Origin of the sequence: Proteus sp. fly-1067 (genome assembly GCF_040139345.1) — a bacterium.
Lineage (GTDB): Bacteria > Pseudomonadota > Gammaproteobacteria > Enterobacterales > Enterobacteriaceae > Proteus > Proteus vulgaris_B.
Genome location: NZ_JBEEUL010000003.1, coordinates 270,894 through 285,024 on the forward strand (window position 1 = coordinate 270,894; position 14,131 = coordinate 285,024).

Genomic DNA, 14,131 nt, shown 5'->3' on the forward strand with positions numbered 1-14,131 from the left:
GTGCATATTCAATGGAAAAAGGTCGATACCACAAAATTTCCACCAGCACCTAAATTTAGTCAAGTCGAAGCCTATAATCGCTGGGAGCAACAACTCCGTGATAATACCTCAACCCACGAAGCTTGGGTGCCGATCCCGCAATATGACGAACCTTGTAGCGTTAAAGTCCATTTTTTGCCTTGCGACGAAGTCAAAATCACCACGTCTTGCAAAGGATATGGCCATCCTGAATACCCAATTAATGAACCTCATAATTTGAAGGAGCCCGCTGTATGTTCGAAGAAATAAAAGCAGAACCAGTTTGGGTGCCTAATCATTTCCCAGATGATGGGCGACTAGAACTAACGCAACAACAAATAGAGAATAATTATAAAATACGAGAAGAAGAGAAACGAAATCATAATTCCAGCCTTGCTGGCGTAAAAAATAACTGCTGTCGTAATTTACATATTAGTTTCTTTTTCGATGGCACCAACAATAACTGCAAAGCGGATATGGCGGCTGAGCCTAAAACTGCTACTAATATTACCCGTTTATTTGAAGCTACTAACGAAGACTCTGAAGATAAAGCTAAAAAAGAAAGAGAGTATTTTAAATACTATATGCCTGGAGTTGGTACCGCCTTTCCTGAAATAGCAGAATATAACTTCACTAATATGGGCTTAATATTTGCAACTGGCGGAGAAAATCGTATTAATTGGGCATTATTAATGTTAGCAAATACATTAATTATTGCTTCAAATCAAAAGGAATTAGTAACGTCTGAATTACGTACTCACTTAAAAGATATGGCAACCTCAACATATCTTCCTATTAGCGGTAAAGGGCGTCGCCGTGCCGTTATCCACTCTTTAGTTAATAAAAAAGAGATTATTGAAGGATTACAACTTAAACCTAACACATTAACGATTAAACTTTATGTTTATGGTTTCTCTCGTGGTGCGGCGGAAGCAAGAACGTTTGTTAATTGGGTAACACAATTATTTGATACCCCAGAAGGAGCCGATAAACCTGTTCAAAAATTATGTGGTATTGATGTAAAAGTCGAATTTATCGGTATTTTAGATACCGTACCCTCTGTGGGTATAGTGCATTTGGCACCTTTCTTTTCGGGTCATATGGATTGGGCAAATGGTACCCAACAACTCCCTGATGAAAAAAAATTCCCTGCTTTTATTAAATGTTGTCGCCATTTTGTTTCTGCCCATGAACAACGTTTTTGTTTTCCATTAGACACAATAAGACGTCCTTGTGTTTGGGATAATAAAGATAATAAACATGGTTATTATCCTAAAATACCTGATATTGAAGAAGTGGTTTACCCCGGTGTTCACTCTGATATTGGCGGGGGGTATTTGGTCGGTGATCAGGGCAAGGCATTTGAAGACCCATCCATGTTAGTTTCACAAATCGTCTTACATGATCTTTATCTTTCAGCATTTCTTACAGGAGCACCATTAAATATTACTGGTACTTCACCTAAAAATAGTAGTGGGAAAGTAATGTGTAATAACATTACGAGAGAGAGCTATGAACTTTTTGAAATCAACCCAATTCTAATTCAACGTTTTAATGCTTGGCGAAAAATTACATTGGGGTTACCACCAGTGGCTACTACTAATTTCTCAGGAAGCTTCAATGCTTGCCGTGCAAATACAACATTAGAAAAAGTCGTCGAAAAACAAATGGCATGGATGACGGCTTGGCGTATTGATAGATATGCCGATATGAATCTTTTTAATCAAGATTTTTATAAAAATGCTGTACAGCATGGCACTGAAAAGATAAAGGCAGACAGAAAACAATGGAATGAATACAAAGATAAGAAAGAAGAACAACAAAAAGAAAAAATAAAAAATGGTACAGACACCATATCACCAGGAGATCTTGTGGGACCTCGTATTTATGAACCCATGCTGGGTAAAACACAATTAAGAGAAGCAGCTGAAGAGTTTAAAGCTGACTATTATAATGGGCGAAGAGAAGTCCGAAATTGGAAACAGTTTTCTGTCGATAATTTATTAAATAATATAATGTGCTTATTAAATACTGATGATGAAAAAGCTGAATATTTTTATATGAAAAAAAGTGGTGATGATATTTATAAAAAAGGTGATGGATTTCCTCTATTTAAAGAAAACAATACGCCTGATCCTGATGAATTATTAACAAGAGATTTATTTGATAATCAATTTCATGATTCTCGAGCTTGGTTTATGCATGATGCATTACAATCTAGAGAACCTTGGGCAAGTTATTTTAGTTATAGAATGATCTATGCAGGTAGCGAAACTAATAAATTTTTATCCCCTGTTGCAATTGCCGGAAAAATCATTGGTGTTGCCACATTTATTGGCGGTATGGCGTATGTAGTTAAACAAAAGAATATTAAAAATGCATTAGGTGCTTTTGCCGGCACATTAGGCGTTATGTCAATGGAATATGAAGTGGTAAATGCGGTAACTGGATTAGCATTACCTATTAATCCAGAGGATGTTAAACCGACTAAAAATGCAGGGCCTGTACAATCAATTGCTGTAGCCCAATCAGTTATTGAGCAAACACAAGGTGTTATTAATAGTTTGACTCAAGTTATTGATACAAAAAAAATCTTACAGATTGCTTAAATTATTATTAACAATCCTATTTATTTAAATTCGGTCTTTAAAAAATCAGGAGATTTTTCGTGAGATACCCTCCGCGTTACCCTGAATTTTCACAAGATAAACCAATAAATTGGAAAAAGTTATTAAAATGGATGCTTATCCTTATTGGTTTATCTTTATTTTTTACCAATGTTATTTCATCAAACAGTAAAGTAGAAAATAAATATTTTATTTTAATATCCAGCATTTTCATTCCCATTTTTGTTTCATCATTTTTATTTTTAATTTATCTTTTTTTAAAAACATTAAATAATCACAACAATAACTTATTTAAAAAACAATTCGATGATGATAATAAAAAATGGTGGTTATACCATAGTGCTTCAATCCCCATAAAAGACGCAATTATTATCGGCTCTCTTGGTGAGAATCAACATAAATGGCATCAAGTTTTAAAAATTAGACCTGTTTCACCACTTCCTATAATAGAAGATGGTCAAGAGCGCATTCCTTGCTCTGCACTTATCGGAAATAAAAAAAATAGAGAAGAAATGATGGCTAAATTACTGGCAGATCATTTTATAAATGGAGAAGAAAACAACATAGACAATATTAAAATCGATAATATTTATTGGAAAGGAAGTCAACGTAGTCTAAATAAATTTATTGAACACCTAAAAGAAAATCATATATCGCCACCATTAAAAACCATATTTATTAATTCGATAAATTCTTTAGATATCATTATTGATAACTACTATCTTTATTATAAACCTGAGCATTACAACCTTGTTGGCGGTTCTAATATTTTTGATGATATCAGTGAAGGTAAATTAAGTGAAACTGGTTTTTTATGGACAATATTTCCTGATAAAGAAGCCTATCATTTACATCGTTGTGAAATATCAAATAATGAAAGCAATAATGAATTAACCTCTCAAATTATTAAATATTCAGGGATGGAGAAATTACCAGAGATAAATATATCGATTAATACTCAAGCATCTTATGCTTTTTTATCAACACCGCTCTATTCTGCCGATAATATCGTACAAGATTACTTCGGTGATAGTACTTACTCATCACCATTTATTGCTATTTCATTTGCTGTTCTACACTGTATGGATAATGATATTAATAGCTGTGGATGGATTTCTGGGTATTATAATAATCAATATATAGCAGGGGTTATTCTCAAAGATGAAAATCAATGATAAGCTTTCTTCAACTCGGGATTTATTTATTATTTATGCTGTTATTCTTACAATATCCCTTTTTACATTGTCTATACTTTATTATCTTTTTGGTAATGACATATTAAAAACAGGTTATTTACCTAAAGAAATTGTATTTTTTGCTTTTTCCAGTTGGGTAGCTTTAATATTAGCTTTTCCATTTTTTATTTATGGATGGAAAAAAGTTATTCCATTACTCAGTAAACCTTTCTTATATAATACAAAAACGTTACCCGAAATAAACAAACAAAATAATTCATTTATTGATGATATATTTAAACAATATGGTCAACGTAATTCAAAAAATTTAATACGCATACTCCTCATCGGCACCTCAACATCTGTCGAAAAGCTTACTCCCAATCTAACAACGGACATCTGGCAAGAAAACAACGGCACGTTACTTATCTATGGGGGCGATATCAATCAAAGTATGGATGAAAGTTTAATTCAAGATTTAAAACAACTGCGTCGCCGTCGCCCACTTGATGCGGTTATTTGGGTCTCTGAGAACAGCTTATCGCAACAACCGTTGGGTCATTCTTTATTTAATCACTTAACCCCAGCCAATACAGACACCGCAAGCCGTTATTTCCACCAGCTCTTTCGTCAATTACGCTGGCAAGCGCCTATTTGGCTTTGGAATATCAGTAATAATGGAGATATGACCATGGAAGAGGCACCAACAGTACTTTACTCTGCACCATTAAATGCCACTTCAGAAATACTCTCAAACGATATGAATAAGCTGTTACCTGCTCTTATTGAGCAAGGCACACTCGCTGTATTACACAATCAAACACACACCTATTTACTGGCTTTAGCCCGCTTTTTACAGCATGAAGGCGGTGAAAAACTTGCTAATAACTTAGAGCCACTTCTATCGGGTTATCGCCCGCTACCTTTTGCTGGCGCACTGTTTAGCCCTCCTATTGCGCAAAGTACATCTCCATCTTCATCATTAAACAATCAATGGACAGCGAACGCACATTGGAAGGCGTTACTCTCAGCCAATAAACAACTCCCCCCACCACTAAAAGCTTCACCGTTAGGTTTAAATTCAAAACGTATTTTGCAATATACGGTTGCAACCGCCATGACGCTGTGGGGTATTGGTATGGTGGTCTCTTACTTTATGAATCGCCAATTAATTACCCAAAGCCAACAACAAGCGCAGTTGGCAACAGACAATCATCAATCTGAATTTGCCCGTTTGCAGGCACAATATGGCTTACAACAAACCTTGGGGTTATTGAGTTATAGAGAACAGACTGCGGTGCCATTTTGGTTACGCTTTGGCTTAAGTAGCAACAATCAATTGCTCAGTCATTTATGGCCGGTTTATAGCCAAGCAATGTTGCCATTATTACGTGATTCGACCCAACAACGTCTCGAAAATTATCTTCACGCATTTATGCAGCTCCCTCCTGAAAGTGCTGAACGAATTGAAGGCGCTCAATCTGCTTATCAAACACTGAAAGCCTATTTGATGATGAGTGATCCGTCCCGTATTGATCCGGCTTTCTTCACTGAAAGTGCATTGAATATCTGGCCTGAATATCACGGATTAAAAGACGGTGAATGGCAAACATTAGGCACAGAACTATTCACTTTCTATGCTTCTCAGTTACCGTATCACGATGAGTGGAAAATCAAGCCTAATCGCACTTTAGTTGCCGGAAGCCGTACTATTCTTATTCGTCAAATTGGTCAACGTAATGGCGAGTCTGCGCTTTACCAAAACATCTTACAACAAGCACAGCACAACTTTGCGGATATGACCTTGGATGATATGACGGGGGATACCGATGTCAGTTTCTTATTAAGCTCAACAGAAACTATACCCGGTATTTTTACCCGTAAAGCGTGGGAAGACTCTATTGAGCCGGCGATTAAAAAAGCCGTTTATGAAAGACGAGAAGAAATAGATTGGGTATTAAGTGACACACAAAAAGAGGCTGATATTGATATCTCACCGGAAAAATTGCAACAAAACCTGACTGAACGCTATTTTAATGATTTTTCAGGCAGTTGGTTAAGCTTCCTCAATGGCTTACAGTGGCGAGAAACACAAAGCCTCTCCGATACGATTGATCAACTCACATTAATGAGTGATGTCAGACAATCCCCCATTATTGCCTTAATGAATACACTCTCTTATCAAGGTAAAACTGGTCGTCAGCAAGAAAAGCTAGCAGACTCTTTTGTGAATTCTGCCAAAGATCTATTAAACAAAGAACAGCAACCAGTTATTAGTCAAAAGGCGGAATTCACAGGGCCACTTGAGCCTGTTTTTGCACCAATACTGGCTTTTACTGATCCGCAATCTTCCGCACAAAACAGCGATACATTGAGCTTACAAGCCTATCTCACACGTGTAACGCGAGTGCGCTTAAAACTCCAGCAAGTAGTGAATGCGCCCGATCCCCAAGCGATGTCTCAAGCCTTAGCCCGAAGTGTTTTTGAAGGGAAAACGGTCGATTTATCCGAAACACAAGATTATGGCAGCTTAATCGCAGCAAGCTTTGGGCAAGAGTGGAGTGGCTTTGGACAAACACTACTTGTGCAGCCGATGTCTCAAGCATGGCAACAGTTATTAGCGCCGACCTCACAAGGTATCAATACCCAATGGCGAAATGCCGTTGTGAATGATTGGAATAGGGCATTTGGGGGGCGTTATCCCCTCAAAAATACACAAAGTGAAATCTCATTACCTTTAATGGCGCAATATCTACGCCCTGATAATGGCCGTATTCAACGCTTCCTTGAAACCCATCTTAACGGTGTTTTACATAAAGAAGGTACACACTGGGTACCCGATACCACCAATGCCCAAGGCTTAACCTTTAACCCAGAGTTCTTAAAAGCCTTAGATAAATTAAGCTATTTAGGGGATGTGGTTTTTGCGAATGGTGAAGCGCGCCTTTATTTTGAATTACGTCCGGGTACATCACCCAATATAATGCAAACCCACTTAATGATAGATAAACAGTCCCTTATCTATGATAACCAACAACCGCAATGGCAACGCTTCGTTTGGCCAGCGGATACTGTCGCCTCAGGTGCATCACTCAGTTGGATCACCACCAATACAGGTACACGTATTTATGGCGATTATCGTGGCGTCTGGGGCATTATTCGTTTATTGGAAGATGCCAATATAGCCCCTTATGCCGGCAGCACCAGTAGTTACTCTGTCAGTTGGAAAACCTTAAATGGGCAATCCCTCAACTACACTTTAAGGACAGAAATGGGCGATGGCCCCATCGCGCTATTGCAACTACGCAATTTTGTTTTACCCGAAAAGATCTTTTTGGATTAAATAAAAATCACATTCCCGACTATCTTAAAAGGAAATATGCTCACTATGTCCTTATTGGATACCTTAATTTCATCATGCTTTGCTGATGATACAAACAAAGTGCAACAACTTGCTCAACAACAAATCGCTTTATGGGATCGTTGGCTATTACCCATTACGCCTAATCAACCTGTAGGTGATGATCCCTGCTATGAAGATGACTTTGAACGCATGAAAGAAGAAGTCAATAAACTCTCTGGTGCCGATACTGAACTAATTTGCTTACTTGCTGAAAATTTACTGCTCAACGCCTGTAAAGATGTGCGCGTTGTAACTTATTATATTTGGGCTCGCTTGCACAAAGAAGGTGAACATGGATTTGCGGATTCGTTGGGACTTTTGGCTGGATTGCTCACTCGCTATCACGACACGTTATTACCTAGCCGAGCCACCAGTAGAAAATCAGCCTTAGAGTGGTTATCAGGACAACGTGTTTTAGATAGCTTATCGCTTTATCCCGAAGTCGATCATAATGAATTTTCTCGTATTATCGCGCTATTAGCGATAATTGAAACAGAACTTACAACATGGAATGAAGCTGAACGACCTCAACTTGCTGGATTACATCAAGCACTCGAAAAACGCCTTGCTCAGTCTGGTGGCACAAGCTCATTAGTACCACAAAATATCAGCAGAAATGAATCCTCTTATAACTCGTCTTCAACGCCCTCTTCTTTATCACAAAGTACGCCAATAGAAACAATACAATCAGGTCGCGAATTATTAGATCAATCCAAAGTGCTTGCTAACTACTTACGAAATCAACCTAGTGGCTGGTTAGCAGGACATAGATTAATGAAAGTAGTGAGATGGGATACGCTTCATCAACTTCCACCACAAGATCAGCAAGGTTGCACTCGCCTTTCCCCCCCAAGAACGGATGCAAGAGCCCAACTTAAACGCCTCTATTTACAACAAAGTTGGGGAGAACTTGCAGAACAAGCTGACAAGCTTTTTGCTGAAGGTGTTAACCATTTTTGGTTAGATGTGCAATGGTATTTATATCAAGCACTCAGCAAATCTCCTGCTCCTTGGAATGCATGGTCTGATGTTATAAAAAACGATTTAAAACAATTTCTTACTCGCCTCCCTGATTTAGAAAAACTGTCATGGGAAGATGGAACTCCCTTTGCTGATGAAGTAACCTTAAGTTGGATAAAACAGCATGTTATGGAAGAGAATTTTGATGCCATACAGGGCTTATCGTGTTCATCATCTCACCAATCCGAAGATGAGCCTATATTGGCACTAGAGCCTGAAGCCATGACTCAAGCAGACAATGAAGGCATTGAGATTGCCTTAAAATGGCTACAACATCGTCCTGATATCAACACACCAAGACAAAAATGGCTATTAAGCCTCGTTATGGCAAGAGTAGCAGAACAATTTGCTCGCCAGGATCTGGCATTAAATTTATTACGAGAACTCGATAAAAAAGCACTTTCGATGCCATTAACACAATGGGAGCCTAACTATATTTTTGAAGTAAAAGCACGACAACTCCACCTTTATAGAGCCAAAATTCAACGTAATACTTCAGATAAAAACCGCATTGAACAACAAATGGAACTGTTACTCAGTGAATTAACGGCTATCGATCCTGTACGCTCTTCAATTTTATATTCTTAATATTTTACTCAACAAATCAAGGTATCAAATTAATGGATGATTTAACCCTTCGCTATTTTGATGCGGAAATGTGCTATCTTAAAGAAGCAGCAAAAGAGTTTGCACAAGCACATCCCGATAGAGCCGCAATGCTCGATTTAGATAAAGTAGGTACACCCGATCCTTTTGTTGAACGCTTATTTGAAGGCTTTGCTTTTTCAATGGGGCAATTAAGACAAAAAATTGATGATGATTTACCTGAATTAACAGAAGGCCTTGTTAGTTTATTGTGGCCTCATTATTTACAAACAATTCCTTCATTATCAATCATTGAATTAACACCAGATATTCAAAAAATGAAAATGACAGATAAAATATCGGCTCAATTTGAGGTACTTTCTCGTCCTATTGGTCCGAAAAAAACAATTTGTCACTATCGAACAACGCAAGATTTAACACTTAATCCAATAAGAATAGAAACCGTTAATTTAACGGCCGAGCCAGATGGACGTTCAGTTATTCGGTTGAAATTTACATGTAGTGAAATGATTAATTGGCCTGAAGTTAACCTTCATAAACTTTCGTTTTATTTATCGGGTGATATTCCAACAACTAATGCACTGCATTTAGCATTAACCAAACAAGTTTCAAAAACCTATTTAAAACTCCCTCAATCAAAAGACAGAATAGCCGTGCCTCTCTCTTTTTCGCCGGGAGGATTTAAAAATACGGATGCCCTTTGGCCTAAAGGTGATACCACTTTTAGTGGCTATCAATTGCTGTTGGAATATTTTTCTTTTCGTGAAAAATTTATGTTTGTGTCGCTTAATGGATTAGGTGATATCCATTTTCCTGAAGAAACATCAAAATTTGAGTTAGATATTGTTCTAAATACTTTATGGGATAACTCGCTCACATTAAGTGAGGAAAATATCCGTTTACATTGTGTTCCTGTCATTAACCTTTTTAATATAGAAGCCGATCCCCTCACTGTTAATGGACTAGAAAGTGAATATTTATTACGCCCGCGTCGTATTCAAGATGGGCATACTGAAATTTATAGTGTTGATAGCGTACATGGTTCTCAACGGACAAATGAATCTATTTATGTGCCATTTACTAGCTTTCGTCATCGTGGTGGCATGTTACGCCATAATGCCCCTGAACGTTATTACCATACTCGAGTTAAACGTGGGGTAGCGGGACTTCATGATACTTGGCTTATTTTAGGTGGTGAAAAACAAAATCTTGATTTGGCTACCGAAACAGAAACACTTTCATTACAACTCACTGGAACTAATGGGCAATTACCTCGTAAAGCACTACAAAGCACATTGCTTGATAGAACAGAACAAACCTTACAAATTCCATTAACTGTACGTAATTTATGTAAACCCACTTTACCGCTTTATCCACCTTCAGAAGATCGCTTTCATTGGCGAGTGCTCAGCCACCTTGGTTCAAGTTTTCTTAATATGATGGACAATGCCGAAGTGCTTCGGGGTACGCTCGCACTCTATGACTGGCGAGATGATGATATGAATCATCGAAAACTCGATGCCATTATTCATGTTGAACACCATTTAATTGAGCGTTTTGAGAAAGGCTTTTTACAACGAGGCATTGATATTGAAGTGACATTAGACAGTAATGGTTTTAATGGTGAAGGGGATATGTATTTATTTGGTGAAATGCTTAATCGCTTTTTTGCACTTTATGCCGATGTTCATCTGTTTAATCAATTAACACTGATTATCTTACCAACAGGAAAACGTATTCAATGGAAAGAGATCCACAATCCACAGCTACCCCGTTAATTGAAGCTTTAGGCGAAAAATTACCTTATATAAATTTCTATCGCTTTTGCCAATTACTTGAAAAATCTAATGCTAAGTTCTATGAATTAGGACGTTCTCACGATCCTAAAGACGACCCTATTCGTTTTCGCCCTCATCGCGGTATGGGTTTTCCAGTGACTGAAATCAAAGGAATTGACTCCCTTGATAGATACCGTAAAAGTACAGTACCAAGCTTACGTACTACCTTTCTGGGGCTTTATGGTATCACCTCACCGCTTCCTACTTCTTATCTCGATGATATTGCACAATATCGAGATGGCACAGATCCACTAACTGATTTTTTAGATATTTTTAATCATCGACTGACTACACAATTTTATCGGATTTGGCGTAAATATTCTTATCCTGCGACTTTCGATGAAGGAGGCTGTGATAATACATCACAATACCTCTATGGTTTAATTGGTTTAGGTATTCCAGGTTGTGCTAATCAGGTGCAATCCCCCCTATCTCGCTTTTTAGCGCTATTAGGAATCTTACGCCTACCTACACGTACAGCGGAAGGAATTAGTGCATTAGTAAAATTATTAGCGCCATCAACAAAGGTCAATATTATTCCTCATGATCCACGAAGAATAGCACTAGAAGCTCCCACTGCAATGTCGTGTTTATCTCCTATTACATTAGAAAATAAACCCGTTTTGGGCAGTTATGCGATAGATGTAAATAGCCAAGTATTAATAAAGTTACATACTGAAAATAAAGATGAAGCAAAAGGCTGGCTACCTGATGGTAGTATTTATCAAGATTTTATGGCATTGCTTCGTGTTTATTTAGGTTCACGCGTTAATGCACGGTTGCGTTTAACACTACCAAGAGATTTATTACCTGATGCAACACTGAGCACCTCTAAAAGCCAAGGTGTGCAACTGGGTAGAACAGCAGTAATGCGACCTCATAACATTATTGAAAAACCGCCAATTAACTCTTTTATCACCATCGGCCTTGGTTTTTATCAATATCTAACACTCCGCACTCAACATTATAAAAGTGATGAATATGGCAATTATCAATTCTAAACCACAAATATTTCTCCCCCATACTTACCGGCTAGCACTATTACTTATTGGTGTTTTTACTCTTGCCGGATGTGGTCTAACACAAACTATTAGCGATGGTACTGTCTCTCTAACTAAATCTATTTTCTATAAGCAAATTAAAGTACTACATTTAGATTTTACTGCACGAGAAGCACTTAATACTGACGATAACGGTTCTTCGCTTTCCGTCATTGTTAGAGTATTCCAACTAAAATCTGCTGACACCTTTAATGATAGTGATTATCTATCACTGTTTAATCAAAATAACGATATTTTAAAATCTTCATTGCTAGCACAAAAAGACTTACGTATTCGTCCTGGAGAATCTATTTCTTTAGATATGCCAATGGAAAAAGAAACAGAATTTGTTGCAATAGCGGTAATGTTTCACACACCTGATGAAACTAAAAATAACTGGCGAATTGTTATTCCTAAAAATGAGCTCGATCCAAATAAAGCACGAAAAATTGAGCTTGCTGAAAATACACTGACATTACAACCTTTGGATAAAAAATAACGATGCCACAACCCTCTCTTTATGAAATGCTAACGGGGTATTTTTCTGGCGGATTGCCAGTTGATACCATCTCCGAAGAAAACCAAGTTATTCTGTCTGTTATGGATAATATTCGTCGAATATTAAACTCACGAGCAGGAACATTAAAACATTTACCTGATTATGGCTTACCTGATATGAGCAAACTTATTCAAGGATTACCAGGAAGCTCACATAAAGTAATGGCAATATTATCAAAAACATTACTCAAATATGAACCTAGAATAAAATCAGTAACACTAGGTATATTACCTGAGAATGAATTTGGAAAATTATGTTATTCTTTAGATATTGAATTACATGAAAGAGGACTTATACGTTATGGTACAGAGTTTTCTCCTGATGGACGAATATTTCTCCATCATTTAAAAAAACAATTTAACTTATCATAAACGTATTTCTATTCATTTTATTCTTAGCCTATTTTTCTTTGTTTTACTTTATTTTATAACATTTAGACCTTAAATTAACTTGAGGCTTCTATGAACTCTTATTTAGACTCACTTCCTATTGGAGGTGATCCTCGTGTATTTAATCAATTTCTTAATATTAAAGAAGAACTTGATAAACGTTTTCATCCAGCACGCCCTGATATTAACTGGCAATATGTCCATGAATTGTGTGTTTCTTTATTTAATCAAAATGGGGTTGATCTTCAAACAGTTGCTTGGTTTGTTTTGTCTCGGCAGCACCAGTCTGGATTAGATGGTTTAAATGAAGGCCTTTATCTAACCCATAAGATATTAACTCAACATTGGCAAACAGTATGGCCTGTGCAAACACATACTCGTGTTAATATTCTTTCTGTATTAAACCAACAATTAATTTCAGGTATTCGAGGAACAATATTTGTTTATGCCGACTTACCTGTTCTTTATCAAATTGAAGAATTATTAAAAAACATTAATCATCACCTTCAAACATTAGAAATTAAACATCTTGTCCAGTTTGATTACTTACAAAATTTAATTATCACCCAAGCGAGACAACTAGAAAATGCAGATACATTAGATAATAATTTTTATTCTCCTGATTTATCGCCTGTTATTAATGCAGAGGAAAACAATCAATCTCAAAGTACTAAATCAGTATTATCACCCCTCCCTCATTTAACTAAAAATACCATACCACCTAAAACCTACATCTCCCCATCGATTGCATTACAGACGTCAGCAAAAAAAAACAACCACCGAGAATTATGGAAAGGTATTTTAATTGGTACATTAACCAGTAGTTTATTTTTTATTATCTTATTTTATTTTTGGTTATCTGAATTAAAAAGTAACAATCTAGCAGATGCTTTTCCTTATATTCCAACCATTAATGCACATGCAGGCTCTCTTATTGAACAACAACCTGCAAGTGGCAGAAATATAACACAGACACTCAATTCAGAGCAGATTAATGTGATACAACAGCGTTTAAATGAGCTCGCATTACTTTCTCCCACATGGGCCCAGAGTTATGGGCTTGAAGTTATCAGTTATTTGAATGAGCAGTATCAAGACAATCCAGAACTTTTATCATTTACACAGCTTTGGAAAAATAATCTAAAAATAAATGCCACTACAGATGAACAACTCAATCAATGGTCTAAAGGTATGACCGAACTGGATGGGTTAAGTAAAAGATTAGATAGCTTCGATGGTAATCCTAAAAACTATATTACAGGCTCTGAATTAAAATCTATTATTTTTAAAGCTCGCCAGCATTTCAATCAAGCTAAACCTTTAGAAGAAGAGTTACGCTTACTTGAAAAACAACCAACACCAAATTCAATTCCAGACTATGAGTATCAACGAATAGACAATCATTTTAAACAACTATTAAATCGATATTCGTTATTACAGTCTAAATAAGGAAACA

At 36.8% G+C, this 14,131-nt stretch carries 10 protein-coding genes; all 10 read left to right on the forward strand.

What is annotated here, in order from left to right:
* A partial coding sequence (locus ABN217_RS07405) for a DUF3304 domain-containing protein (protein WP_349459268.1) occupies nucleotides 1-288 on the forward strand: 288 nt, incomplete at its 5' end.
* Nucleotides 273-2,627: a T6SS phospholipase effector Tle1-like catalytic domain-containing protein gene (locus tag ABN217_RS07410; protein WP_349459269.1), complete on the forward strand. Its 2,355-nt coding sequence runs from the start codon at nucleotides 273-275 to the stop codon at nucleotides 2,625-2,627. The genes ABN217_RS07405 and ABN217_RS07410, both read left to right, overlap by 16 nt.
* 59 nt (nucleotides 2,628-2,686) lie before the next feature.
* Entirely contained in the window at nucleotides 2,687-3,820 is a 1,134-nt protein-coding gene (locus ABN217_RS07415; RefSeq protein WP_349459270.1) for a KPHS_23130 family T6SS system protein, read from the forward strand.
* Nucleotides 3,807-7,163, forward strand: coding sequence for an ImcF-related family protein (locus tag ABN217_RS07420; protein ID WP_349459271.1), 3,357 nt, complete (start codon nucleotides 3,807-3,809; stop codon nucleotides 7,161-7,163). Before ABN217_RS07415 ends, ABN217_RS07420 begins: the two co-directional genes overlap by 14 nt.
* 45 nt (nucleotides 7,164-7,208) lie before the next feature.
* Nucleotides 7,209-8,831 carry a type VI secretion system protein TssA gene (gene tssA / locus ABN217_RS07425; protein ID WP_196553938.1) on the forward strand — a complete coding sequence of 541 codons (1,623 nt, stop codon included), beginning with the start codon at nucleotides 7,209-7,211 and terminating at the stop codon, nucleotides 8,829-8,831.
* 32 nt (nucleotides 8,832-8,863) lie between these two features.
* Nucleotides 8,864-10,627, forward strand: a complete 1,764-nt coding sequence (gene tssF / locus ABN217_RS07430) for a type VI secretion system baseplate subunit TssF (protein ID WP_349459272.1) — start codon at nucleotides 8,864-8,866, stop codon at nucleotides 10,625-10,627.
* The gene (gene tssG / locus ABN217_RS07435; RefSeq protein ID WP_115350728.1) at nucleotides 10,591-11,688 is read left to right on the forward strand and encodes a type VI secretion system baseplate subunit TssG; all 1,098 of its coding nucleotides are present in this window, start codon (nucleotides 10,591-10,593) and stop codon (nucleotides 11,686-11,688) included. Before tssF ends, tssG begins: the two co-directional genes overlap by 37 nt.
* Complete coding sequence (gene tssJ / locus ABN217_RS07440; protein ID WP_196553936.1) at nucleotides 11,663-12,226, forward strand: type VI secretion system lipoprotein TssJ; 564 nt, start codon at nucleotides 11,663-11,665, stop codon at nucleotides 12,224-12,226. Before tssG ends, tssJ begins: the two co-directional genes overlap by 26 nt.
* 2 nt (nucleotides 12,227-12,228) lie before the next feature.
* Complete coding sequence (gene tssE, locus ABN217_RS07445; RefSeq protein WP_072070789.1) at nucleotides 12,229-12,657, forward strand: type VI secretion system baseplate subunit TssE; 429 nt, start codon at nucleotides 12,229-12,231, stop codon at nucleotides 12,655-12,657.
* Nucleotides 12,658-12,747: 90 nt separating this feature from the next.
* Nucleotides 12,748-14,124 carry a VasL domain-containing protein gene (locus ABN217_RS07450; RefSeq protein ID WP_349459273.1) on the forward strand — a complete coding sequence of 459 codons (1,377 nt, stop codon included), beginning with the start codon at nucleotides 12,748-12,750 and terminating at the stop codon, nucleotides 14,122-14,124.
* Nucleotides 14,125-14,131: the final 7 nt, after the last annotated feature.